Genomic DNA, 25,838 nt, shown 5'->3' with positions numbered 1-25,838 from the left:
GTTCCAATTTACATGTCAACTGTAATTTGAGTCGGCGCAGTGTCATCGACAATTTTACCATCTTCCAATGTAATGACCCTTCGTGCACGGCTGATTACCCGTTGATCATGAGTGGAAAAAACAAAGGTCATATTTTCAACTTCATTAAGTTTAAGCATCATGTCTAATAAATTGGATGCGGATACTGAATCCAGATTGGCAGTCGGTTCGTCAGCAAGTATAAATTGGGGTTTGGATGCTAAAGCACGCGCCACCGCAATCCGTTGTTGTTGTCCACCTGATAATTCTCCCGGTCGTTTATCTCCTTTATTTTCCAGTCCAACTTGTTTCAGCAATTCCATGACTCGGAATTCCCTTTGTTTAGCTGGAAGCTTTTGAAGCAGCATGATAAATTCAATATTTTCTTTTGCAGTTAATACTGGAATCAGATTATATGATTGAAATACAAATCCAATATTATTTAACCTGAAATCGATCAAGGCATTTCCATGAAGTTTGGTGATATTCGTTCCATTGATTTCTACATAACCGGATGAAGGTTGATCCAATCCTCCAATCATATTTAACAAAGTTGTTTTTCCGGATCCTGAAGGCCCTTTAATGGCAGTAAATTCTCCACGATTCAGGTGCAAATGCACCCGGTCTAAAGCAACAACCGGAATTGTTTTTTCGTCGTAAATTTTAGATAGTGAATGTGCATCTATAACAGTTTCCCTCATAGTTTAATTTTTTATGGCTGATGCAGGTTTTATTTTAAGTGCTCTTTGAGCAGGAAGGATGGAAGATACTAAAGCAGTAATAATTACCATGATTATAATTTTAATTAGCTGATCGCTATTTAAATTAGGATACACGATCGGACTGTATCCAAAATTTGAATACACTTCTGAATAACTGTCAAGATGAATTCCGTAATGGTGAGTGATGGAAATTGTAAGAAGCGCAAGCAACATTCCAACTGGGCAGCCTGCTAAAATTAAAAAGCAGGTCTCCCATAGAATCATCGTAAATATTTTAAATTTATTCATTCCAAGTGCTAACAACATACCTATTTCACGGGTTCTTTCTAATACAGACATCATCATTGTATTAATTATTCCAAAAGTCAAGGCCAGTAAAATGATGCCCATATAGATATAAACCATTTGGGTGCCTGCAGATACTGTAATGCCTATTTCAGGTGAAATTTCTACCCAGGATTTTACATCCGCATCTGGTAATAATTGTTTAAATTCGGACAAGCATGAATCCAATGAACTATTTGAATGTAGTAGTACGGCGATTTCATGAATGCCTCCGTGTAAGCCAGCCAATGAATCGATGTCTGCGTAATTTACAAATACATTGGCTTCGTCAAATGGTGTGTTTTGTGTTTTATAGATTCCGACGATTCGAAAGGCAGCGGATGCTAAATTGCCTGAAGTGTCCTGAAATGTCAGAATTGTTTTTTTATTCAGGTTCAGTTTTAATTTATTCGCAAGTTTCTGTCCAATTAATATTTCATTTGATTTTAACGGATTAAAAAATTGACCTTCAATCAGTTTCGTTGAAAGTTGAGTCAGTTTATTTTCTGATTCAGCTTGAATGCCATTTATTTTTATACCGGTACTACCAGCAGGAGATGCGATCATTCCAAATAATATGACCCGTCCAGCTGATGCTTTTACTGCAGGGTTTTTATTTATTGATTGAAGGGTATTAGAAGCATCCGGAATCACAAACTCAGTATCAAAGTCATTTAGAAATTCCGGATGATGTATTTGAATATGTGAAATTTCATCCCGAATTGCTGCATCCACCCGTTGTTCTATCATGCCATTATAAAATGCAATTAAGAACATTCCAGACCACAATCCTAAACTGATCGCAATCAAGAGGGTAATGCTTCTCTTTTTGCTTCTCCAGATATTTCGTCTTGCAATTTTAATCAGCATAGCTTGAGATTAATTACGCAATGCTTTAACGGCATCCAATTTATGAATGTGCCAAATGGGATACATTCCTATTAAGAATGTTAATAATAAAACGAAACTTGATTGGGATAAAAAAATGCTGCTATCCACGGCAGTTGGAATAACAGGTTCAAAGCCAAATTTTTCATATGCTTTTGCCATTTCACCTGTAAATCGAATGGGATTTCTATTTAAATAAAGTACGAAAGGAAAGCTTAGTAAAATGCCACTCAATACACCCAATAAAGTAATCAATACCGTTTCACCTAAGAGTATCAAACCGAGATTTAATTTTTTCAATCCAATTGAAATCAACATTCCAAACTCGCGTTTTCGCTCTGCAGTCATCATCAACACCGTACCAAAAAATCCAAACCCGATAATTAAATAAAGCACAGCGGAGAAGATATAAAATGAAGACTCATCCGCTTTAATATGGTTTGATATTTCAGGCATCATTTCTTCCCAATCCATGATTTCATAATCAGCAGTCAATTGTGCCCGTAAACTTGTAACAATTGATAATTTTTCTAAAGGATTGGAAAGGATTAAGGCCATGGTACTGATTCGATTTTCAGCGTTGAGTACATTTTGAGCAGCCTTCAAAGGAAGATACACAAAACTATTATTCATTTCCGGGGATGCCAAATGGACGATTCCTATTATTTTATATTTACCTGCAGCCAAGGTGCCTTGAAAACCTTGACCAAATAATACCAGGGTATCATTGAGTTTAATATTCAATCGACTCGCTAATCCTTCTGCAATTAAAGCGTGTTCCTCGTCAAGTTTAAAATAGGTTCCTGCAATTAGTTTCTCATCTAAATGTGTTAGCTGTTTCTCTTTGATTGGATCGGTACCTACCAGTAAGCAAGCTTTGGTGGTATTATTAAAAGAGGCCAGTGTAAATGTTTCCAATCTTGGAACAAAATCAAGTATATTTTTTTGTTGACGAATTTTTTGAATCAGGGAATCATTTAATTCAAAGCAATTATCCAGGACACGTTCATTCCAATATCCTGATTTATGAATTTGGACATATCCGGAATAATAGCCAACTACATTTTTTATTAGATTGTCGAATGCACCTTTCTGAAATGATTGCATCAGAATGCAAAACAATACAGCGAATGTGATGGAGGCAGTTGTAATGAGCGTACGTCGGTGATTACGCCATAAATTTCTCCAAATGAGCTTTAGGATCATTTAATACGAGCCATATTTTGCGTAGTGAAAAAAGAGTCTTTTAATTCCATATCAAATTGTAGTGAATTGTAAATTAAAATTGTTTTATTTCCTTTTTTATCGGCTGGAATCATTTCCAGGCGAGATGGCAACATGCGTCCACCTAAATTTTTAATCTCACTGGCATGAAGGGTATTTACCAATTGACCATCTTCATCATAATATGTAACATATATTGAGTTGAAATCCATTTTAGTTATACACATATCCACACGACTCCATAAAACAGCTGCATTTGATTTGGGAATCAAGCGTATCTGATAGCAAGGATTTTTATCGATCAAGGTATCTTTTAACAAGGTATGTGTATAATCTTCAAGTATGGATGCTTCTTTAACCAAATCGTCGTTGGTAAAATCTGTTCCCATCCAGCTTTGACTCATCATAGAAGGAGGCATTTTGATATTTCTGTCAATGGATGGAATCCAATTCCAGACCTCTTTAAAGCGTTTTAGGAAAACAACTCCTTTGTCTTTTGCTGGAGCAGTAATTAAAATAGCTGCCAGGCCATTTCCTTTACTCCAGGATTTCATAGAGAGTTCACGTGTCCAGTTGGGTCGGATGGTTTGTATCGTAATTTGTGCAATTGAAGTCTTACCACGGGCATGTTCATCTGCTTTACGGACAATAGAAATGGCATCCTGAGAAAAACCGGATGAAAATATACTTAACTGAAGGAAACAGAAAAAAATCGTTTTTCTAAAGTGGATTGATACAGAATGCATTATATAAATTACATTAAATATAAGTAAGTTAATCAGAGATGTGAAAACAGCCTTTAATAATAACAATTACAATCACTAAGAGTTGTCTCCAAGGATCAGAAATAGGAATTAAAGAGCAAGCACTAAGGAATGGAGTAGTTATAAATTAAATTCAGTTTAATGCGCTATCTGGACTTTTTTTGTTTGTTGAAATTTATCATTAAATATTTTAATAAAATACAATCCATTTTCAAATTCAGAAATATCAAATGTATAATGGAAACCAGGCTGAAGGTATTTCCATTGCTGAATTGGTTGTCCATTTAAATTAATGAGGGCTGCTTTTAAATTGTTTGGAGCATTTTCATTAATGTATATGGAAATTATTGACTTTGCTGGATTTCCAAAGATCGAAGCATCAAGATTTAATTTAGTTTCTTTTATTTCGGTGGTACCGTTGTATGTGATTACTGTTTCCCGAATCGTGTTGTGCCCGCTACCAGGACCGGTATTGCCAGCAGGAACCAAACCATAATAACTTATGCCCAGAACGTAAGGGTATTCTGCTTTCAGATTGCTATCTAAAGTAACAAAATAGGCATAGATGCCATTAGGGTATTCGGGCGTAATGCAGAACCTCCCATTGTGTTCATCTAAATCCCCGGAACCAGCCAGGTATTCAAAATCTTCTACGTAATAACCCAGTGGAAACCGGGTTGAAACATCCGGACCTGCAGAAGCAGCCGGCAAGCCATTTGGGAGGGTTGTCCGTTTCGTAATATTCCTTAAATGATAACTGCTCTGCATTCTTTTAATGCCACCCGTTCCATTCTGATTTGCATAGCCAAATGCACCATACACCGGAAAGCCATCAAATGCATAGCCAATTATGGGCGCATGCTCAGAAGTAAGACTGTCATTGTATAAACAATGTGGGTTCAGGTGATGGTGATATTCCCCATTGGGTGCTGGATGTCCTAAACAATTATCAAAAGATGGACCTTCCACTACAATCGCATTTTGATTCCAGACATTTTGGTTATTATAGCTCATGCCATCTTTAGGATTGTAAATAGAAACACCATTGGTCCATACACCTATATGCCCAAGACCCGTATTTATGGGAGTTGCCGGATTCATTTTAGGAAACCGGGTAATTTTAAATACAAAATTTTGATTTTTTGGTGTGTTCGGATTTCCCTGCCATGGGCCAATATCATAACCGGGAATGCAAGATGCACTTACATATACATTGCTATCTGAATACTGTACTTTTTGTACATTGGAAGGAATGTTATTGTAACCTGTGGCTCCCGTTGTGTTTATAATCCAGGATGAAATTTCCGGTGTTATTTGTGCATTCGCTACAAGACTTATGCAAAGAAGAAGCAGGATGCAAGTGGATCTCATATTTATTTTTTGTAAAGATAAAAAAATGTTTTATTGATAACACACTGCAATGTCAATCTGAAACAATGACATATGATTGATCGGAGTCAAATCTTCAAAAGCATCGCTTGTATAGCTTTGTGCTGGCTGAACACAGACTTAATAAAATTTAAACTATAGACTTATAGTCTATAGACTACGGACTAATTTTCTTCCTTTCCAGTATATTTAGTATATTTGAAAGGATATCTTATTTTTTTATTATAAATTAGTTTAATATGAAAAACAAACTTGTTTCTTTAGGATTGGGTTTTGTTTGCAGTACTTTTTTGCTACAAGCACAGGATCAACCTGCCCTTACGTTTAGTACCGTAAACCAAATACGCGTAAAAGAGCAAATTGATACTATAATTATTTTTGATCCGGCGACATTGATTGAAACGGTAAAGATTTTAAAGTATAAAAATATCAGTTTGGATTTAAATAATTGCAAGGAGTTGAGTTCTGATGTTTCATTAGGAATGATTCAATTAACCGCGAATGAGCTGCTTAATTGTGAAGGTATTGGGGTAGTTTGTAAACCATTAGGACAATTAGAATATTGGACTATACAATCATTCAGTATGGCAATCCAGGTTAAGGGACAAGGACTTACTAAGTTTACAAATAAGGGGTCTAAATTTAATGAACCCTTAAAGTTGGCCTTGCAGAACTTACAAGCAGGAAGTACAATATATTTTGAAGACATTCAATTGGAAATTCCAGGAATCCCAGTGGTAAGACTTTCATTTGGTGTTGATGTGAATTGATGCAATGGCCTTCTGCTAAATTCAAAAATTGATCGGGTGTAAATTTATTAGTAAACGTTAGAGAGTAAGGAGTCTAATCACAAAGCAGTCTGATAAATTAAGAGGTGGATTTAATTAAAGTCAAAATACCATGAATCCCAAAACTAATTTTTTAAAGTAACGGAATTTAAATGGCAGATATATTTATAAGTTATTCTAGTGCGGATCGGGAGCATATAAAAATCTTGGCTGGTTTATTTGAGCAACAAGGTTGGTCCGTATGGTGGGATCGGCAGATACCTATTGGACAGCATTATGATACTGTTATTGAAAATGAATTAAAGCAAGCACGATGTGTGGTAGTTGTATGGACACAGCAGTCGGTTAATTCGGAATGGGTCAAAAACGAAGCATTAGAAGCCGCTCATGTAAAAAAACTTGTGCCGGTGTTGTTGGAGAAACTGGAAGTCCCATTACCATTTAAGCGGATTGAAACAGCTAAACTGTATGACTGGGAAGGTGATCCGTCGCATCCAGAATTGGAATTGTTATTTAATTCGATTCATTCCATACTTCAAAATCAGAATGCAGGTACGACTGAACCATTTAAAAATAAAATCAAGCATTCAGTATTTAAGGACTTTTTTAATAAAAACTTAAAACCCGTACTTGCTATCTTTTCTATCTCAGTACTGTTATTTTTTGTATTTTATTTTGTCAATAAACCCACTGAAGCCAGTTTGACGATCCGAATTTTCGACTGGAAAAAAGTACCCATACCACAAGGTGATATCAAAATCTATTTACCGCAATATATACGTACCCAATCTGTGGATAAAACAGGTCAGGCATTTTTTAGCGGGATACCTCAAAACACATTAAAGAATAAGATGAAAATCGAAGTGAACAGTCCAGGTTTTGTCAGTCTCACATTTGATACGATGGTGGACGTAACTAAGCCTTTGGAGTTAAGTCTGGCGTTTTCAACAGAAGTAATTATTTCAGGGAAAGTTAAGACAGCTGCCGAAGTTCCTATCCGGGGTGTAGAAGTTAACGTAGAAGGTACAAAGTATTTTGATTTATCAAAAACAGATGGATCGTATAAGATCCGACTTGAGAAATATACTTTAGGAGATGATATTACAATTACTACCTCACATAAAGATTATGAAGACAAAAGTTTTAATTTAAAAATTAGTGCACCTGAATTATTAAGTCAGGACATCTTTTTAAATCCAGTTCCAAAATAATAAATAAATGATATGAATACGCGATTGCTTTGGATTGTATGTTGCATATTTCTTGCTTCGGAAAATGAAGGCCAAATCTTAGTATTAAAGGGAAGAGTAAAGTGCATTCTTCAAATGCCAAATACAACCAAAGGAGCTGAAAATGTAGTCATTGTGCCTAATTTCATCCCATCTAAATCCACTATAACAAGCTCAGCACCCACAGGGTATTTTGAAATAAATACCAACTTGCCTTATTCAAAGCTGGAAGATAAAACAGTGACTTTATATGCGGTTTCAAAGTGTAGAGATTGTAATTTATTGGCCCGTAGGATTTTTGTAACAGAGGATAATGATCGTCAGTTTAAAGCAGATCAGCTGTCGTATTGTACTATTAAAGATTGGGTGTTGGATGCCAATTGTCAAAATACAGAATTTAAAGCTCTTAAAGCAGATAGTGTTTTGCGTGCGGTCATGAAACAAGAGATGGAAGACCTTGATAAGGTATCAAATGCAAGTGCATTGGTTGGTACGCCATCTTTTTTAAATTTTATTAGCAGCCTGGTGTCAGTTGCCAGTCCTGCTTTACCAGTTGGTTTTTATGAGGCCGATAGCATTATAAGCGGGAACAGCACAACCGGTCAGTTTTTATTGGCTTCTCCATTATATCATTCAGCCAATACCGGTTTTAATTTTAGTCCGTATCGCGAATTGGGAGAGGCTGTATTTTGGAATCCGGCATCAATACAATCTTCAAGAACGAAAGGATTATTTAGTTTCCTGGTAAATTTAAAAAACAATTATAAAGCATCGGTCTATTATAAGCTTACTTCTAAATTTAGTTTGGGATTGGGCTTCATTTATACAAAACAAGATGCTTTCCGAACTGTATTGTATCGTTTTGATAATGATCCACTTGATTTTACAGTGAAGGATTTTAAATTTAGTTTGAAAGAATCTGCATTATATCTGAGTCCGTCGTGGAAATTGAGCGATAAAATTTCTCTTGGAATAAGCATTAAATCCGTTTGGCAGAAATTTAATAATCCCGGTAGATTGTTTGTCGAACAAGTTGATACCATAAAAACGCGGGCGTTTACAGACAAACTTGTGGAAGTACAAAATTATGATGCGGATCTTTCTGCAATTTATAAGATAAACAGGCAATGGAGTATCGGTCTAAACTTTATGAATCTGGCAGGGAGCCAGTTGTATGGAGATGCATTTATTCAAAATCAGAATGATAAACCCATTCTGAATCAACGCGCATTGGGATTAGGAATTCACTACAAAATAAAACGCATTCAATTGGGAAGTGATTTATTGATAAATGGCGATGGACTCTACGACGCCAGCATTGGAATTAATTATGTGCCCTTTAATAATACGCTTATTGCTGCGGGTTTTGCATTTAAACAAACTGCTTTTTCACTTTCATTTAAAATGAAGTATTTTCGAATTGGCTATATCAATGATAATATTTTTTTAGCGCATGATTTCCGAAAATCAAAAATTGGTCTTTTCAATGGGTCTTTATATACTGGAATAAGTATTGGTTTTGGTGGAAGCCATTGATATGGATGCAAAACTTTCTAGAATAGAGTCAGTAAAAAATGATTTTAAAGATTTAGAATATATTTGTGAAAGCTAATTAATTGCACTAATATTTATTTGTATACGCTATGCAGCTAAGTAATCAAATTGCGAAACACTTTCGGGAGGTCTATTTTGGTGGGAACTGGACCTGTTCAAATTTAAAAGACCAATTAAAAGATGTCACCTGGAAGCAGGCGACTCAAAAAATTTATTCTTTAAACACCATAGCTACGTTGAGTTATCACATACATTATTTTGTACAGGCAGTCCTCAAGGTTTTGCAAGGTGGGATATTAGATTCAAAAGACAGTTATAGTTTTGACCATCCACCCATTCAATCTCAAGAAGATTGGGACAAATTTTTAAATACACTTTGGGATGAAGCAAGGTTATTTGCAGAGCTAATCGAACAGATACCGGATGAGAAGCTTTGGGAATATTTTGAACAAGAGAAATATGGGATATATTATAGAAATCTACACGGGATCATAGAGCATTCACATTATCATTTAGGACAAATTGCGGTTATAAAAAAGATACTTTCAGAACAAACTATAGTTTTCTAAATATCTATGTGTCTATGAGGTTTAATTGGAATTTTTTTTTGAAACACATAGGAACATAGAGACATAGGAAGGATTACAAAGAATAAACTATTGTTTTCTAAATCCCTATGTGTCTATGTGGTTCAATTGACGATTTTTTTGAAACACATAGTGACATAGGAACATAGAGACATAGAAGGGATTACTAAAGAATAAACTATTGTTTTCTAAATATCTATGTTTCTATGTGGTTCGATCATAATTTTTTTTGAAACACATAGTGACATAGGAACATAGAGACATAGAAGGGATTACTAAAGAATAAACTATTGTTTTCTAAATATCTATGTTTCTATGTGGTTCGATCAGAATCTTTCTTGAATAACAAAGAAACATCGTTGGCTTAACGCTGATTTATTTTTTTATTACTATTGAAAAGAAATGGCTGCTGCATGGTGTAATTTTTTATTTTTACTCATTATGATGAAAAAACTTGATTCATTTGAAACAGAGCGGCTCCTATTAAAGCCAGTAGGGAAAGAAGATGCCGCATTTATTGTAGAAATGTTTAATACCCCTCAATGGATAAACAATATTGGCGACCGGAATGTACACAGTATAGAAGAAGCTGAGGCCTATATTGAAATAAAAATGCGACCCCAGTTTGAGCGATTGGGTTTTGGTAATTACATCATGATTCGCAAGTCTGACGGAATCAAACTTGGATCCTGTGGATTGTATGACCGGGAAGGATTAGATGGGATTGATATTGGATATGCTTTAATGCCTCAATTTGAAAGACAGGGATATGCCATTGAAGCTGCTTCAAAAATGTTGGAACTTGCGGAACATCATTTTAGTTTACAAGAAGTATTGGCCATCACAACACCTGAAAATATACCATCTCAAAAAGTTTTAGCAAAATTGGGACTGGAATTTGTTCGAACCATTCAATTGGCAAATGATGTAAAGGAGTTGAACCTTTATCAATTGTGTTTTTCAAAAAAAAGAGCAGCTGACGCATAGATGATGTTTCAAAATTGACATATTCACATCTTTCCTGGCGAAAAAACTTAGTGTTTAAACCCTTAGTTTTTTTAATTTTTTTATTTACCTTGCTGCCGAAAACACTATGAATTTAAGGAAGCTCTAAAAACTCCTGATAGTTCGCTATGCATTTATTTGTCTTTTATTGAAGCAGTACCTGGAGACTTAAAATGAATGCAAGCTTAGTCTAAGTGGTTTTAGGAGATTCCGATCAAGTTTATACTTGAAATATTTATTTTTTATGGAACACCTAAAATTATTGTACTATGTTAGTCAAATTGTTTTCCGCGGCCGGGCATGGCGTGGATGCTTCTACCATTGTTGTGGAAGTAAATGCCGGAGGAAATGTTATTTCCGGTAAAATTAGTTATTGGATGGTTGGGCTTCCGGATAATGCCATTAAGGAAGGATACCAACGGATTCAATCGGCAATTAAAAATATAGGCTATCAGTTTCCACGTGTAAAACTGGTAATCAATTTTGCTCCCGCCGATATTCGAAAGGAAGGATCGTATTATGATCTCCCCATTGCCTTGGGTATTTTAGCAGCCACTCGACAAATTTCAGAGGATCGATTTCAGGATTATTTAATTATGGGTGAATTGAGTCTGGATGGAAGTTTACGGCCTTTTAAAGGAGTCTTGCCTATCGCCTTGCTTGCGCGAAAAGAAAATTACAAAGGGATCATCGTTCCCAAAATTAATGCCCGTGAAGCAGCAATCGTTGATGGATTGGAAATCATTCCAGTCGAAAATCTTTTTGAGGCTGCAGCATTTATGGATAAGCGTTTGGAAATTGAACCCCTTCAGGCAGATTCAACGCGAGAATTCCAGCAACAGCAGGCAAATTATGCGCATGATTTTGCCGATGTTAAAGGGCAGGAAAATATCAAGCGGGCTTTGGAAATTGCTGCTGCAGGTGGTCACAATGTAATATTGATCGGTCCACCCGGAGCCGGGAAAACCATGCTGGCACAACGATTGCCAACGATCCTTCCACCATTGGGAATCAATGAGGCCCTGGAAACCACCAAGATTCATTCAGTTGCAGGAATTTTAGCAGCTGATTCGGGATTGGTGACCAGTCGACCGTTTCGTTCGCCACATCATACCATTAGTGACATTGCATTGGTTGGTGGCGGTTCCAATCCGATGCCCGGGGAAATTTCATTAGCGCATAATGGCGTATTATTTTTAGACGAACTCCCTGAATTTAAACGTGCAGTTTTAGAAGTCTTACGCCAGCCTCTTGAGGAACGAAAAGTGACTATTTCAAGAGCAAAAATTTCAATAGAGTATCCATCTAGTTTTATGTTGATTGCCAGTATGAACCCATGTCCCTGTGGTTATTTTAACCATCCTGAAAAAGAATGTGTTTGTGCACCGGGCGCAGTTAAAAAATATTTAAGTCGCATCAGTGGTCCCTTGCTCGATCGAATCGATTTGCATGTTGAAGTAACGCCGGTATCTTCTGAAGAATTAATGGAGTACAAACGCGGATCCGAAAATTCTTCCAGCATCAGAGATCGCGTCATGGCAGCAAGAATTCGGCAAGAAAAACGATATCATGAAAATCAAAATATTTATTGCAATGCTCAAATTCCTTCCAGCATGGCTCGGGAAATCTGTGTTATTAATTCGGCCGGTATGAGTTTATTAAAAACAGCAATGACTAAACTGCAATTATCTGCACGTGCTTATGATCGCATTTTAAAAGTGTCACGAACCATAGCAGATTTATCAGACAGCGACGAAATTAAAATTGAACATCTCGCTGAAGCCATTCATTTCAGAAGCCTGGATCGTGAAGGATGGGCGGGATGAGGTCAATTAAGAATTAAAAATTAAAAATTACGAATTACGGATTACGAATTATGGGCACGTGGCAAACAATCCGTTTTCTTGCGAGAGGTATTTAAAATTAAATAATACTAATGAAAAGTGGAAATATTATTCGGGAAAAATCATTTATTTTGGCAATCCATACTGTAAAAATTGTTCGTAAAATTCAAGAAGAGAAGAAGGAATTTGTTTTATCCAATCAATTATTAAAATCTGCTACTTCAATTGGAGCAAATATAGAAGAAGCAATTGGAGGACAATCAAGAAAAGATTTTTTTGCTAAACTTTCTATTTCGTATAAAGAAGCTAGAGAAACTATGTACTGGGTTAAATTACTCTACGCAACGGATTTGTTAACAAAAGATGAATTTGAAAGTATTTGTAAAATCACGGAAGAATGCTGCAGAATCATAGGTAAAATTCAATTAACTTTGAAAGCAAATGGAATATAATATTTTAACAAACGATAGAATTTCAATATTGAATTTCTTGCATCGTCCGACGAGTACGCGGGAAGTAAGCAACACTCCCATAATTTGTAATTCGTAATTATTAATTCGTAATTATATTATCTTTGCGTGCTATGAATTTATTCGTTTTCAATAGTTTATCCGGAGAGAAAGAGCTTTTTAAGCCAATTGTAGAAGGTCGTGTTGGAATGTATGTTTGCGGACCAACGGTTTATTACGATGCGCATCTTGGAAATTGCAGAACTTTTATTTCGTTCGATGTTATTTATCGTTATTTAATGCATTTAGGTTATAAAGTACGATACATTAGAAATATTACGGATGTAGGCCATTTGTTGGATGATGGTGAAGATCGAATGATGAAAGGAGCCCGTTTGGAGCAACTGCAACCCATGGAAGTTGCTCAAAAATATAGTAACGGATTTCATGATATGATGCGTTTATTTAATGTATTGCCTCCTTCCATTGAACCCAGAGCAACCGGGCACATCATTGAGCAAATTGAAATGGTAGCTGATATTTTGAAAAGGGGTTACGCTTATGAGAAAAACGGGTCTGTTTATTTTGATACGCTGAAATTTATAAAAGACGGAAATCCATATGGAAAATTATCTGGAAGAATTGTAGAGGATTTACTTTCAGAATCACGGGATGATTTAAAAAATCAGGATGAGAAAAATCATCCTTCGGATTTTGCATTGTGGATAAAAGCTAGCGATGAACATATCATGCGTTGGAATTCGCCATGGAGTGTTGGTTTTCCTGGATGGCATTTGGAATGTTCGGCCATGAGTACAAAATATTTGGGAGAGCGATTTGATATCCACGGTGGTGGAAATGATTTAAAATTTCCACATCATGAAAATGAAATTGCACAAAATATGGGTGCGTGTGGAACTTCACCTGCAAATTATTGGTTTCATACAAATATGCTCTTGCTGAATAGCAAAAAAATGTCCAAAAGTGATGGGAATACAATTTCCCCAACTGAATTAATAACCGGAAATAGTTCACATACTTCCAAGGCATATTCACCAATGGTTTGGAGGTTTTTTACTTTGCAGGCACATTACCGCTCGACCTTGGATATCACAGATGATTCTTTACAGGCAGCTGAAAAAGCATATCGCCGGCTCATGGAGAGTATGCGCACACTTAAAACATTCCAAGCTGATTTTTCAAAAGAATCCGGATCAAAAGATGAAGCCATTAATTCATTGATAGCCCAGATGTATCTGGATATGAACGATGATTTTAATGTTCCGAAAACACTGGCTTCTGTATTTGAATTGTGTACGATTATCAATTCTGTAAAAGATGGGCATATTTCGGCGGATGCAATTTCGGTTAAAAGTTGGAATGAACTGATTCAACATTTGGATCAATTCGTTTTTGAAATTTTTGGTTTGAAAGACGAAAATGATACCAATGATTCCAATACGATTGAACATCTTATGAAATTGGTTATCGAACTTCGGAAAACGGCACGTGAGAATAAAGACTGGTCCAGTTCTGATAAAATAAGAGATATGCTCAAAGAGGCAGGCATTCAACTGAAGGACGGTAAAGATGGAACAGAATGGATGCATTTAAATTAATTAAGAATTAATAATTAAGAATTTGGAATGAGGAATTTTAGGTTGAATCTTGTAGTTTTGGTATTGCTCGCATTACATGCTTGTAAATCTGACAATAAATCAAAAACAGTAGCAGATGCACCTGTTGAAATAAAATTTCCGTCATTCAATAAAGACAGTGCATTCCAATATGTAAAGCAACAAGTGATGTTTGGTCCTCGAATTCCAAATACACCCGCACATCAGAAATGCGCCGATTGGTTTGTTGAAAAATTTAAGTCGTTTGGGACAGAAGTTATAGATCAAAAATTTCAGGTCAAGGCATTTGATGGTACGCTATTAAATGGGCGAAATATTATCGCTCAGATCAATCCAGGAATTAAAAGGCGATTGGTCTTCGCAGCACATTGGGATACAAGACCCTGGGCAGATGCAGATCCGGATCCTGCCAATCGTAAGAAATCTTTTGACAGCGCAGATGATGGTCCAAGTGGGGTTGGCGTTTTATTAGAACTTGCCCGTGTAATTCAATCCCAACCAATAAAAGGTTTAGGTATTGATTTTGTACTTTTTGATTTGGAAGACTATGGACAGGAGGCAAACAATGAATCCTGGGGATTGGGTTCACAACACTGGTCAAGAAATCCACATGTTTCCGGATATCGTGCTCAATATGGAGTATTGCTTGATATGGTTGGCGCAGCAAATCCTGGGTTTTATGTTGAAGATTATTCTGTTTATTATGCAAAAGATATTGTAGAAAAAGTTTGGAATCTTGCAGAGTCAGAAGGTTATGGGGGCTCGTTTCCAAAAACCTCCGGAGGTGGGGTAATGGATGACCATTATTATGTCAATGAAATAGCAAAAATCAAAATGATTGACATTATCAATCGCCCTGATGGGAAGAAATTTCCATTTTATCACCATACATTAAAAGACAATATGAATGTCATTGATCCCTATACACTGCAAATGGTCGGCAAACTATTAATACGCTTGATTTATCGAGAAGAGGCTGGTACAATTTAAAAAAAATCATCATGTGATTCTCATTTGAGCATCACCAGGCTAATTAAAATCATTTTAAGTTCTTTGTAAGAAAGGCTATATTTGTCAAATGCGACCATCACGCATTTTACAATTCACATTAGTCTTTTTCTTTATATTAATAAGTTATAAGCTTGTTTATAGTCAAACACATTCCAAATGTGGTAGCAATCCGGTGTCATTATCCAGTTTTTGCATGGATGCTTGTGTGGTCTGTGATTTAAATGGAGTTTCAACTCGAACACTTAATATCACTCCAGGACAAATGCCTCCCGGTTTTTGTACTATGGTTCAGCACAGCATGCAATGGCTCGCATTTGTGGCGGGTTCAGCCAGTTTAAGTATCAATGTAGCGGTATCGTCTTGCATGCAAGCAAATGGGGTAGAAATGGGAATTTATGCATCGGATGATTGCCAGACATTTAAACTGGTGAGCAATTGCAACACCAATATGTATGCCAACCAAACCTGGTCTTTTTCAACTACAGAACCCCTTAAGATTGGTTGCGTTTATTATCTTGTTTTTGATGGCAATGGACCCAATGAATGCAATGTGGACTTTGTCGTTACAGCAGGAAGCACCGTAGCTCCTGTTCCAAATACTTCCGCTAAAATCAGTGGTAAGAAATTAGTCTGCAAAGGAGAAACAATAGATTATCAAATTGCAAGCATCAACGGAGCTTGTTCTTATGAATGGCGTGTTGAAAATGGAACACTTAATTTTTCCAAAGACAATCAAGCCCAAGTTACCTGGGATCAACCTGGAAATGGAAAAATCTGTGTAATGGGTTCGAATATTTGCAATACAGGAAATGAAGTATGTCTGGATGTTGAAGTCGGAGATGAAACGCCTTTGCAGGAATTTGGTCCATTTTATATTTGTTTTGGGGAAACTTATAAATTTAAAAATCTTTTTTTAACCGCAGGAACCTGGAATTATTTTAATAAAAATCGATTTGGTTGTGATAGTAATATTACTGTAATTGTAGAAGAATTTGACCAGATAGAAACATTTATTGACACCTTTGTTTGTTATCCGGATAGCTTTAAAATCGGATCCACTCGTTATGATAGTACCGGAGTATATAAACAAGTTCTCAAGTCTAAAAGATCACCCTTCTGCGATAGTATATTATATTTTAATCTGCAATACAACAAACTTAAATCCATTCCCAACAAATCCAATGATATTAGTTGTTTAGATACCCTGGTAACTTTATTTGCAGATTCTTCTTTAATGCCCAAAAACACTCCAATCAAACGATATTGGCTGAATGGTAACAACGACACCTTAGGTACCGGAAACCAAATTATAGTCAGTCAGGCTGGAATCTACAGACTTGTTTTAATTAATGAAGTCGATTCCATTCATTCATGCATTTCCATTCAGTCCATCTTGGTAAAAGGATCAAAAAACAATCCGGATTTAATTTTACAGGATTCCTTGTCTTATTGCATTGGTGATACCATTTTTTTAAATACGATCCGATTTGCAGATCTGAATAATACCAATGCTTCCTATAGTTATTTTTGGAATCAATCCGCAAGTGCAGCCCAAAGGATTGATTCAACTTTTATACTATTAAATCGTGATACCACTATTTATCTAAAGGCATTTAATGGTACTTGTGAAGATTTGCTTCCGATACCAATAAAAATAAATGACAAGGAAAATTTTACATTCACAGACAGTTCATTTTGTGCCGGTAGCGTGGTTAATCTGTTGAATTTAAATTTTAAAAAGCAGGGTCAATTTATTGGTGGACCACAGTTTTATAATTGTCCTGAAGCTGATTCAAATTGTTTGATTCAAAACAAGCTAGTTCAATTAAACCAGGATACCATTCTATACATTTTACCTGATGTGGCTCGTTGTCCGGAAATTACTTCAGTAAAATTGTTTGCCAAACCATATCCATCTGCTGGTTTCACTACTGATTTAAATGATTATTGTTTAGGGGATACCGGACAAATTTCATGGATTCAATTTGATACTAGCACTACTTATAAACTGCAAATAGATCAAACGAATATTTTATTAAATCCAGGCAACTCATCCTATTTAACCCAGTGGATTGACACAGGCAAGCATACCCTTTGTCTGACTGCAGACCGATTGGGTTGCATAGACAGTAGCTGCAATTCGGTTTTTGTTCATGCTCCTCCAAACATACCTATTCCAGATTGTTTTTCAACGGATAGTAGTATTTTGTTTAGCTGGAATCAATACACCAATGAAACATACATGCTTGAAGTACTGCAAGGAGGCTTTTATATACAAGTTACAGATACCAGTGTATTTTTTCCAAACTTAAATCGGGGTGAAACTATTAAAATCCGAATTCATGCCAGCAATCCCTATTGCAAGGAAGTTTTTTCAGAAATAGAATGTCAATCCAAAACTTGTCCGCCCATACAATTATTGATTGATCCTGTTGATACAATTTGTTTGAGTAACTTGAGTAAATCCATTCAACTTACGACGCAAACAAATCCAAACGGGCAAATTGGAACTTATACCTGGAGAGGTCCGGGAATTATTGATTCAGTCGCAGGCATTTTTGACCCAATCATTTCAGGTGCCGGATATCATCGCGTTTTTTCAACATTGGATATTAATGGATGCAAATATTTTGACAGCCAATTGATTGTTGTACGAAAAAATCCTTTTGCTGATTTTCTAATGGATTCCGTGGCATGCCAGGATTCTAGTATTTTAATTCGATTCACAGGTAGTAATGCCGATTCAGCACGTTTTAATTGGGCATTGGATGGTGGCTTGTTCAAATTTATTGTACCGGATAAGGAACTAGCAATTTCATGGCATACTCCTGGAACAAAGCAGTTAAAATTAGCATTGAGTTTTAGTAAGTGTTTAAGTGAATCATTTAGATCGATTGAAATTCTAGAACATCTTCCCAAACCCATGATCGATTGCGAATCAACAGATACCACCATTACTTTTAAATGGAATAAAGAAACACGGGTAAAAAAATACAGAATCAATGTTTTAAATGGAAACTCGGGAATGTTTATCAATGATACTGTTTATCTAATACGTAAACGATTTTTTAATGACAGTGCAAGCATACAACTCACACTGGAAGATTCAGGACCTTGTAGTGAAATAAGTTCAGATATCGCCTGGTGTAAATCACCTGATTGTCCGCCGAAAAATATTGCAATAGATACCAGTATTGAAATTTGTTTTTCAAATCCTGTTTTATTTGATCTAAAAAACTGGGTGAAAGATCCAGTAGTTAATGGTCAGTGGACGGGTGAATTTATTATGAATGATCGTGTAAATACACAAGATTTAACATTGGGAGCACACCATTATATACTTGAGGCCAATGATTTTGGATGCAAGTATAAAGACACCATTCAACTAACCATTCATGCATCTCCGGTGATCAGCGAACTGATACGTACCAATATCCCCTGTAGCCCAAATCCACAAACCGGTACCTTGACATTCGAAAAAATTCTGAGTTCCAAATTACCCTTGCGCTATGCATTAGATGGGGGTAGTTTTTCTTATACCAATTCATTTCAACAAATTACAGCTGGAAGTCATTTATTCAGCATCATCGATAGCTTAGGTTGTCAAACCGATACTTTGATAGTCTGGAAAGCACCTGAAGTCCCAATTCTTGAATTAGGTCCCGACCTGGAAATTTTCAAAGGGGAATCTGTAACATTAAATGCTTTAATAAGTGGAAATTATCAATTAATTGATTGGATTTCCGGTCAAAATCTATCCTGTTCAAATTGTACAAATCCTGGATTGCAGCCACAGCAAAACATGACGATTTATTGTTTAATAAGCAATGCGGATGGTTGTACAGCAATAGATTCTATTAGTATCCGGATTATTGATAACAAGGTGTATGTACCCAATGTGTTTTCTCCAAATGGCGATAATATCAACGATGTTTTTACAGTATTTGGAACAGCAAGCACTATAAAACTCTTGGAAATTTTTGATCGATGGGGCAATCGGGTTTATTCAAACAAAGAGTTTCTGGCAAATGGTTTGGGAGGTGGATGGAATGGACGGTTTAATGACCAGTATTGTTTACCGGGAGTTTATGTGTATTATGCCATTGTGGGTTTTGAGAAAGGTCCTGATATAAAAATAAAAGGTGATTTACAATTATTAAGATAAAGAATAATAATTTGATCTGTATTATTTCAAATTACTTATGAAATAATTTTCTTTTTAATAGTAATAATTAATTCTTTTACTTCAACGCCTGTTCTTGTTTCAATTGTTTCAGCTTTTTCAAAATAAGCTGCTTTTTTTGCTTCATCATCCAGACTGGCAGCATTGATTTGTACATTTAATGCAGCGCCACTTACTGCAGCCTGAATACACAAGGCCCCAACGCCTGCATCACTGATTGAATTTGGATTTCCGTTTTCAATCATCGCTCTTAACAAAGGCAAGCAAGATGCGGCAGTTTCCATTGTTTTCAAAGGAATTTCTATAGCATATATATTTGCTTTGCGTATTGCTTTTTTACGGATCGATTTTTCTTCAGTTGTGTTTTTAGGTAGGCGGAACGCTTCCATGATGGCATTAAATGCTTTGGTATCTTCATCAACCAGGAAAAGCAATTCTTTAATTTTTTTCTGAGCCTGAACACCATGATCAGAAAAAAATTCCAATCGATCTTCATAGCCTTTTTTATGTGCAGTTAGATTAGCAACCATCGCACCTAGCGAGGCACCTAATGCACCCAAATAAGCAGAAACAGAACCTCCACCGGGTGCGGGACTTTCAGAAGCTGTTTCTTCTGCAAATTTTTTTAAACTTAGATCAACAAGTTTGTTTGTTTTATCTTCCAACATATATTCTATAATTCTCTTTTGAGGTTCAAACAAAGCCAAGGAATTTAATCCCAAACTTTGTATAGCTAAATCAATAAGTTCTTCTTCGGAAATACCAAGAGAGCGATTTTGCTTTTTCATAAAATAAACACCTGCATCCAATAGTGCTTTTTTTGGAACTAAGCCAACCAATTCAGAACCCGTCACGACTAAACCCAATCGATCGGCAGATTTTCTGCATTCTTCAAATGCTTTATGCAATGGTGTTTCCAGCATATTGGTTAAATTCATAGAAACCTGTGCCTGACCGTATTCATCGATATACCACCCAATGGCTTTAAGAGATTTACAAGTACCTGGAGTTCGTAAAATTTCACCTTGTTGGTTTTTTATAAGTTTTCCAGTTTGCGGATCTTTTACCGGGCGGCCATTTTCACGAATATCAAACGCAATCTCATTGGCAAGTTTTGTAGATTTTGTATTGAGATTTACATTATAGGCTATTAAAAAATCTCGTGCGCCAATTACCGTAGCACCCGATTTTGGATTAAACGATTTAGGGCCATAATCGGGTTGCCAATCCGGATTTTTCATTTTTTCTTCCAGGCCTTCGTATTCTCCACTTCGGATGTCTGCTAAATTATTACGACTTGGATGTGTGGCCGAATTTTCATAGAGATATACCGGAATGGATAATTCAGAACCAACACGTGCAGCCAATTTCTTAGAATACGCAACCGTTTCTTCCATGCTGATGCCAGAAATTGGAATCAGCGGACAAACATCAGTAGCTCCCATTCGGGGATGTTCCCCTTTGTGAAATCGCATATCGATCAATTCAGAAGCCAGTTTAATTGCTTGAAATGCAGCTTCAATAACAGCATCCGGATTCCCTGCAAAAGTGACCACAGTCCGATTGGTTGATTTACCCGGATCTACATGGAGTAAACGGACGCCTTCCGTGTGTTCAATTGCCTTCGAAAGGGCCTCAATGAGCTTTTCATCCTGACCTTCACTAAAATTTGGGACACATTCTATGATTTTAAGAGCTTTCATACGTTCTTTGTAAATATGTGCGAAATTAAGAGCTTATCACTTAGAAAGTTAATAGTAATATACTGTTTTATCTGCTTGTTCGGCCTGCAGGGTAATCTGGTAAAAGCACAATCCATTTATATCTCCCCGGATGTAAATATTAAAAATGATTTTTCCTATTTTATATTGCCTCACCCAAACGGGACCATTTCTCTATTAAGAGATAAGTCCTTTAAAATAAGTTTGCAAACCTTATCTCCTGAATTTCAATGGGGCATTGAAAAATCTATTGAATTGCCCGGTCGGAAATGGAGAATTATTGATTTGTTTGAATGGGAAAATGATATCGATATTTTTTATGTCAGTAAAATGGAATCCAGCTATGGAATTTATTTAAACAGATATAATAGTCAACCTTCATTAATTCATGAAAAAATAATTTACGATGGGGTTGCGGTCAGTTCCAATGATGACATTAAAATTAAATATTCATCAAATAAAAGTTGGATGGCCATCGGGTTTCAAAATTTATCGGACGAGCGATTGATGCTTTTGTATAACCGAAAAGCAGATTCAATTTATTATACACTTAACTTGACGAAACAATTTCAAGAAGAGCGACAATATATTTACGATGTTGAAATTTCAGATCAGGGATCAGTTTATTTGTTTGGAAGAACAAGTGAATCCAATAGGAAAAAAGTTCAAACTCTGATTACAAAAATTGGATTGGATGGTAGCTTATTGGATGCTAAGGAATTGCCATTGAAAGATTATTATTTCACAAGCGGAATGGCTAAAATTGATAATGTTGCCGGAAGTTTGGCTTATGGAGGATTATATTCTGAAAGGAGCAATACACCCCCGGAAGGTTATGCAATTGGTTTTATAAATGATGAGAATCAAATATCAGAGATAAATTTTGTTCCATTTTCTACATCCTTATTAAAAGAATGGTCCGGTAATTCTAAAAAGTCAATTTTATCAAATAGTGAATTAAACACACGATCCATAGAGTTTAAATCAGATAGTGGGTGCTTAATATTTTATGAAAACACCAAAGAGTTAAGCCGCAGACCCTATTTTAGTGCAACAGACCCAACGGGTGCCTATACTACGCGATGGTATGATTATTATTTTGATGATATCATTGTGGCTTCCTTTGATAAAAAAGGTGTGTTGTTATGGGAAAAGGTATTTCACAAACGACAATATTCTCAAGACGATCAAGGGCTATTCAGTTCGTTTTTTATTTTCCATACCAATTCTGTTTTGCGAATTATATTTAATGATGCCATCAGTTCGGAAGGCACGGTATCTGAATACATTTTAAAACCCGGCGGTGAATTCATCCGGAAAAGTATATTGAATACCAGTTATAAAAACTTAAACCTGCGCTTTAAAGATGCCATGGAAATAGATGCTCAAAGTGTTTTGGTGCCAAGTGAAAACAATGGTAAGTTGAATTTAGTAAAAATTGTATTTGATTGAGCTCGTTACATTGAATTTTATTTAGTAAGTGGTGTAATTAGGTTTAGCAAAAAACGATTCCCCCTATTTGTTTTTATTTCATTTTGATATAATGATCCAGTGGTTTATAATTAATAATAATTTGATTTTAAAGGTTTGTTAAGAAATTCAACAATTTTTAATAAAATTTTTTCAAATTGCTGATGAGCTTTTCTTAAAAAGTGTACCTTTAAATGTTAACCTATCTAATTATTTTTTAAAAAACAAGTATTTAAATTTATGAAAAGCTTATTTATCGGATTACTAGTAACAGCTGCTATCCTGAATGGCCAATCACAGGCTAGCTATATTCCTGGAAGCGCTGCCCATAAAACAGCCGCTACAGCCGCATTTAATGCAGCAAACAGCCTGAATGCCATTAATTTAAAAAAACCAGCAACCGGTGCTGCCTCTGTATTGGGTTTTGACCCGGCAACTTTAGCTCAAATGTATAAGTGGCCGGCTTTTGCTGTAGCTGCCTGCAACAATCAAAAAACACTGAGTGCCGGGATGTGGTCCCCTACAGCAAAGGGAACTCCCCTGTTTGATTTAGCGGGTTCGCCGGTAGTGTATTGTGGAGTAAATAATGCATTTTATCCGGTTTCGGATGAAGCAACTGCAGATTTATTAATGATGGGCGACATGGCATCGATCGATATGGGAAATGGACAAGCCGGAAGTGCTGCTGGTTTGGTAGCTAAAAAGACAACAAGTCCTAAAGGTTCATTAGCCATTATTGCAGAAGGTGTAAAGCCGGTTTGCAAAGGAAATTGTGGAAATAAAAAACCAATTACTAAACTCAAGTCAATGGGTGGTGCAGAAGGAGTAAAAGCAGAACGCAAGCAAGATAAAACTGCTGTTGAGAAGAAAATGGATTAAATCTAAAACAAGATTGAATGAATTTTTTTCAGGAGGTCTATTTTTATTTATTTAATAAGTAGGCCTCCTGAAATATTTTTTAAGTGTAATTTATTTTAAAGTTTCGGTGCGTAACGTATTGTTTTTAATATACGGATCTTAAATACCTATTTAAATAGCCAATTAATTTTAACTGTGAACTAGTATAAAATTCATGTAAAGTTGAAAAAAAAACTGATACATTCCAGCTCACTTTTTACTTCGGGATACCTACTTTGCTGGTTTCTATTTTCAACTGCATCCGGACTTGCTCAACATGTTTCCGGAAATACCAAAGCCCTGGTCATTGGATTGTCACACTATCAAGATCCTGAAATAAAGGAACTTCCATTTCCACAACGGGATGCTGAATTATTTGCAAGCTATCTGTTGGCAAATAATTCTTTTAAGCTGGATAAAGAAAATTTAATGGTTTTAGTTGATAAAGAAGCTACAGCTGCCGGCGTTGCATCCGCTTTAGATTGGTTGGCAGAGAATACCAAAGTCAAAGACACCGTAATATTTTATTTCTCCGGATATGCCGGCTATCAATTTCGACAAAGTGAATCCAATGCACCGATCTATTATTACGATAGTCCGGCATCACAATCTACATCCAATGCTTTTGATTTGTTCAGGCAGTTTAATAAGATTGTAAAATCAAAGAAACTTAATTTTTATTGTTTTGGAATTTTATATCCTTTGGTTTCGCCATCGGTATTAGCACAGGATTCTATCCAGACCAAAACCTGGAATATTCAAGTAGAGTCATTTCCAAATAAATTTTCCATAAGCAGTTTTTTAAATTCAACAGAAGAAGTACAGACACGATCCATTTCCGGAGAATTAAAAAGTTTTAATCATTATCTGCTTGAAGCCCTAATTGGAAAAGCAGATTTCAATCAGGACCTGAGTATAGATTTTAATGAACTCAATGCATATTTAAACAAAACCAAATGGTCTGAAGATCATACCCCGGGTTTTTTATTTGCTGGTTGTTCGTCCAGGAAAAAAGGGTATATCCGCGTCGATCCAAAACTTTCAACCAATTTAATACAATTGGACAAGCATCTCACTGCTACCATTTTAGAACCCAATGAAACCAAACGAAATGAACTCAGTTTGAATCAACTGGCTGAAAAAGACCGTTCATTGTATCAGGATTTTTTAGTAGCTATTCAATTAGGGCATTTAATGACGCCATCGGATCGAAATGCTTCCATGTTATTGGATTCTATGTTGCGTTTGTCACCCTTTATAAATTTTCATGGAGCGATCAAGAGGCGGTTGGCTGCTGCCCTTCAAGACGAGACCCAACAGGTTTTAAATGCTTATCTAAATTTTGATAACCGCGAAATAGCCAAAAGAAGAAATAAAACCGGAGCATATCTTATCTATTCAGACTATTGTCGAAGGGCTTCTGATCTTTTAGGAAAAGACCACTTTTTGAATAAAATGTTGACCGTAAAATATTTCTATTTTCTAGGCCTTCAAAAAAGAATTGATGGTGAACGCAATTTTAATAATCAATTCATTGAGGAAGCCCTTTTAATACAAAAACAAAGCTTGCAGCATGAAAAGCAGGCTGCTTTTATATATAATGAAATTGGAATTAATTGCAGCCTTCTTGGAAAAAAGGATGAAGCTAAAATCAATTACGAAAAAGCTATCGAGAATTCTCCAAGTTGGAGTATTCCCTTTGCTAATTTGAGTCAAATGTATTTGGATGAAGATTTAAATAAAGCCCTGCGATTGGCAAAGCATGCCATCCGATTAAGTCCAAACAACAGTTATGGATACAACGTAGAAGGATTGGTTTATTTGGAATCAAAAAATTACAATAAAGCAGAATCATCTTTTCTAAAAGCCATTGAAATTGATGAGAAATTTCAAGATGCCTATTATAATTTGGCTTGTATTAAATCCTTGCAAGCAGATTTCCAAATGGCAAATAATTATTTGGAATTAGCCATTCAAAATGGATTTTATGATTTCAAACATTTAAAATCAGATCCTGATTTGGAAGCTTTCCGAAAACAAATTCAATGGTTAGAACTTAGTAAAAAGTATTTTGCAGATAAATAAAGACTTGTAAAACATGAATTAAATCTTTAAGGAAATTTTGTTTTATATA

General features: G+C 35.8%; 19 protein-coding genes. 13 read left to right on the top strand and 6 right to left on the bottom strand.

Going from position 1 to position 25,838, the window contains the following annotated elements:
- Window positions 1–8: 8 nt before the first annotated feature.
- From IPJ80_05470 to IPJ80_05450, 5 genes are all read right to left on the bottom strand, one after another.
- Entirely contained in the window at window positions 9–719 is a 711-nt protein-coding gene (locus tag IPJ80_05470) for an ABC transporter ATP-binding protein (GenBank protein MBK7912931.1), read from the bottom strand.
- A gap of 3 nt (window positions 720–722) precedes the next feature.
- A complete protein-coding gene (locus tag IPJ80_05465) occupies window positions 723–1,934 on the bottom strand; it encodes an ABC transporter permease (GenBank protein MBK7912930.1) in 1,212 nt (403 codons plus the stop codon).
- Between the two features lie 9 nt (window positions 1,935–1,943).
- Window positions 1,944–3,158 (bottom strand): ABC transporter permease, encoded by a 1,215-nt coding sequence (locus tag IPJ80_05460; protein MBK7912929.1) that lies wholly within the window; start codon window positions 3,156–3,158, stop codon window positions 1,944–1,946.
- Window positions 3,155–3,922, bottom strand: coding sequence for an outer membrane lipoprotein-sorting protein (locus tag IPJ80_05455; GenBank protein ID MBK7912928.1), 768 nt, complete (start codon window positions 3,920–3,922; stop codon window positions 3,155–3,157). Before IPJ80_05455 ends, IPJ80_05460 begins: the two co-directional genes overlap by 4 nt.
- Before the next feature lie 156 nt (window positions 3,923–4,078).
- Window positions 4,079–5,311 carry a YHYH protein gene (locus tag IPJ80_05450; GenBank protein ID MBK7912927.1) on the bottom strand — a complete coding sequence of 411 codons (1,233 nt, stop codon included), beginning with the start codon at window positions 5,309–5,311 and terminating at the stop codon, window positions 4,079–4,081.
- 257 nt (window positions 5,312–5,568) lie between these two features.
- Here IPJ80_05450 and IPJ80_05445 point away from each other — a divergent pair, with 257 nt between their 5' ends.
- The 10 genes from IPJ80_05445 (at window position 5,569) to IPJ80_05400 (ending at window position 19,598) form a co-directional block, all read left to right on the top strand.
- Window positions 5,569–6,099 carry a hypothetical protein gene (locus IPJ80_05445; GenBank protein ID MBK7912926.1) on the top strand — a complete coding sequence of 177 codons (531 nt, stop codon included), beginning with the start codon at window positions 5,569–5,571 and terminating at the stop codon, window positions 6,097–6,099.
- Between the two features lie 170 nt (window positions 6,100–6,269).
- A complete protein-coding gene (locus tag IPJ80_05440; protein MBK7912925.1) occupies window positions 6,270–7,328 on the top strand; it encodes a toll/interleukin-1 receptor domain-containing protein in 1,059 nt (352 codons plus the stop codon).
- A gap of 12 nt (window positions 7,329–7,340) precedes the next feature.
- Window positions 7,341–8,882 (top strand): hypothetical protein, encoded by a 1,542-nt coding sequence (locus IPJ80_05435; protein MBK7912924.1) that lies wholly within the window; start codon window positions 7,341–7,343, stop codon window positions 8,880–8,882.
- Between the two features lie 107 nt (window positions 8,883–8,989).
- Entirely contained in the window at window positions 8,990–9,469 is a 480-nt protein-coding gene (locus IPJ80_05430; GenBank protein MBK7912923.1) for a DUF1572 domain-containing protein, read from the top strand.
- Window positions 9,470–9,931: 462 nt separating this feature from the next.
- Window positions 9,932–10,474, top strand: a complete 543-nt coding sequence (locus tag IPJ80_05425; GenBank protein ID MBK7912922.1) for a GNAT family N-acetyltransferase — start codon at window positions 9,932–9,934, stop codon at window positions 10,472–10,474.
- 287 nt (window positions 10,475–10,761) lie between these two features.
- Window positions 10,762–12,318: a YifB family Mg chelatase-like AAA ATPase gene (locus tag IPJ80_05420; protein MBK7912921.1), complete on the top strand. Its 1,557-nt coding sequence runs from the start codon at window positions 10,762–10,764 to the stop codon at window positions 12,316–12,318.
- 110 nt (window positions 12,319–12,428) lie between these two features.
- Window positions 12,429–12,788 carry a four helix bundle protein gene (locus tag IPJ80_05415; protein MBK7912920.1) on the top strand — a complete coding sequence of 120 codons (360 nt, stop codon included), beginning with the start codon at window positions 12,429–12,431 and terminating at the stop codon, window positions 12,786–12,788.
- 131 nt (window positions 12,789–12,919) lie between these two features.
- Window positions 12,920–14,404 (top strand): cysteine--tRNA ligase, encoded by a 1,485-nt coding sequence (locus IPJ80_05410; protein ID MBK7912919.1) that lies wholly within the window; start codon window positions 12,920–12,922, stop codon window positions 14,402–14,404.
- A 27-nt stretch (window positions 14,405–14,431) separates the two neighbouring features.
- Window positions 14,432–15,412 (top strand): M28 family peptidase, encoded by a 981-nt coding sequence (locus IPJ80_05405; protein ID MBK7912918.1) that lies wholly within the window; start codon window positions 14,432–14,434, stop codon window positions 15,410–15,412.
- An 88-nt stretch (window positions 15,413–15,500) separates the two neighbouring features.
- A complete protein-coding gene (locus IPJ80_05400) occupies window positions 15,501–19,598 on the top strand; it encodes a gliding motility-associated C-terminal domain-containing protein (GenBank protein MBK7912917.1) in 4,098 nt (1,365 codons plus the stop codon).
- 35 nt (window positions 19,599–19,633) lie between these two features.
- Here the strand turns inward: IPJ80_05400 and ftcD are convergent, their stop codons facing one another.
- Entirely contained in the window at window positions 19,634–21,319 is a 1,686-nt protein-coding gene (gene ftcD, locus IPJ80_05395) for a glutamate formimidoyltransferase (GenBank protein MBK7912916.1), read from the bottom strand.
- Window positions 21,320–21,394: 75 nt separating this feature from the next.
- On the opposite strand from ftcD, the gene IPJ80_05390 reads away from it, so the two are divergent.
- From IPJ80_05390 to IPJ80_05380, 3 genes are all read left to right on the top strand, one after another.
- Window positions 21,395–22,789, top strand: coding sequence for a hypothetical protein (locus IPJ80_05390; protein MBK7912915.1), 1,395 nt, complete (start codon window positions 21,395–21,397; stop codon window positions 22,787–22,789).
- Between the two features lie 258 nt (window positions 22,790–23,047).
- Entirely contained in the window at window positions 23,048–23,686 is a 639-nt protein-coding gene (locus IPJ80_05385) for a hypothetical protein (protein MBK7912914.1), read from the top strand.
- A 201-nt stretch (window positions 23,687–23,887) separates the two neighbouring features.
- Window positions 23,888–25,789 carry a caspase family protein gene (locus IPJ80_05380; GenBank protein ID MBK7912913.1) on the top strand — a complete coding sequence of 634 codons (1,902 nt, stop codon included), beginning with the start codon at window positions 23,888–23,890 and terminating at the stop codon, window positions 25,787–25,789.
- The last annotated feature ends 49 nt before the right edge of the window (window positions 25,790–25,838 follow it).

This window comes from Saprospiraceae bacterium (genome assembly GCA_016714025.1).
Lineage (GTDB): Bacteria > Bacteroidota > Bacteroidia > Chitinophagales > Saprospiraceae > Vicinibacter.
The sequence above is the reverse complement of the archived record's forward strand: the minus strand, read 5'-3'. Positions and strand labels throughout refer to the sequence as shown.

Coding starts and splice junctions, on each gene's coding strand:
- IPJ80_05470 (MBK7912931.1), bottom strand. CDS start 719: ATGAGGGAAACTGTTATAGATGCACATTCACTATCTAAAATTTACGAC.
- IPJ80_05465 (MBK7912930.1), bottom strand. CDS start 1,934: ATGCTGATTAAAATTGCAAGACGAAATATCTGGAGAAGCAAAAAGAGA.
- IPJ80_05460 (MBK7912929.1), bottom strand. CDS start 3,158: ATGATCCTAAAGCTCATTTGGAGAAATTTATGGCGTAATCACCGACGT.
- IPJ80_05455 (MBK7912928.1), bottom strand. CDS start 3,922: ATGCATTCTGTATCAATCCACTTTAGAAAAACGATTTTTTTCTGTTTC.
- IPJ80_05450 (MBK7912927.1), bottom strand. CDS start 5,311: ATGAGATCCACTTGCATCCTGCTTCTTCTTTGCATAAGTCTTGTAGCG.
- IPJ80_05445 (MBK7912926.1), top strand. CDS start 5,569: ATGAAAAACAAACTTGTTTCTTTAGGATTGGGTTTTGTTTGCAGTACT.
- IPJ80_05440 (MBK7912925.1), top strand. CDS start 6,270: ATGGCAGATATATTTATAAGTTATTCTAGTGCGGATCGGGAGCATATA.
- IPJ80_05435 (MBK7912924.1), top strand. CDS start 7,341: ATGAATACGCGATTGCTTTGGATTGTATGTTGCATATTTCTTGCTTCG.
- IPJ80_05430 (MBK7912923.1), top strand. CDS start 8,990: ATGCAGCTAAGTAATCAAATTGCGAAACACTTTCGGGAGGTCTATTTT.
- IPJ80_05425 (MBK7912922.1), top strand. CDS start 9,932: ATGAAAAAACTTGATTCATTTGAAACAGAGCGGCTCCTATTAAAGCCA.
- IPJ80_05420 (MBK7912921.1), top strand. CDS start 10,762: ATGTTAGTCAAATTGTTTTCCGCGGCCGGGCATGGCGTGGATGCTTCT.
- IPJ80_05415 (MBK7912920.1), top strand. CDS start 12,429: ATGAAAAGTGGAAATATTATTCGGGAAAAATCATTTATTTTGGCAATC.
- IPJ80_05410 (MBK7912919.1), top strand. CDS start 12,920: ATGAATTTATTCGTTTTCAATAGTTTATCCGGAGAGAAAGAGCTTTTT.
- IPJ80_05405 (MBK7912918.1), top strand. CDS start 14,432: ATGAGGAATTTTAGGTTGAATCTTGTAGTTTTGGTATTGCTCGCATTA.
- IPJ80_05400 (MBK7912917.1), top strand. CDS start 15,501: ATGCGACCATCACGCATTTTACAATTCACATTAGTCTTTTTCTTTATA.
- ftcD (MBK7912916.1), bottom strand. CDS start 21,319: ATGAAAGCTCTTAAAATCATAGAATGTGTCCCAAATTTTAGTGAAGGT.
- IPJ80_05385 (MBK7912914.1), top strand. CDS start 23,048: ATGAAAAGCTTATTTATCGGATTACTAGTAACAGCTGCTATCCTGAAT.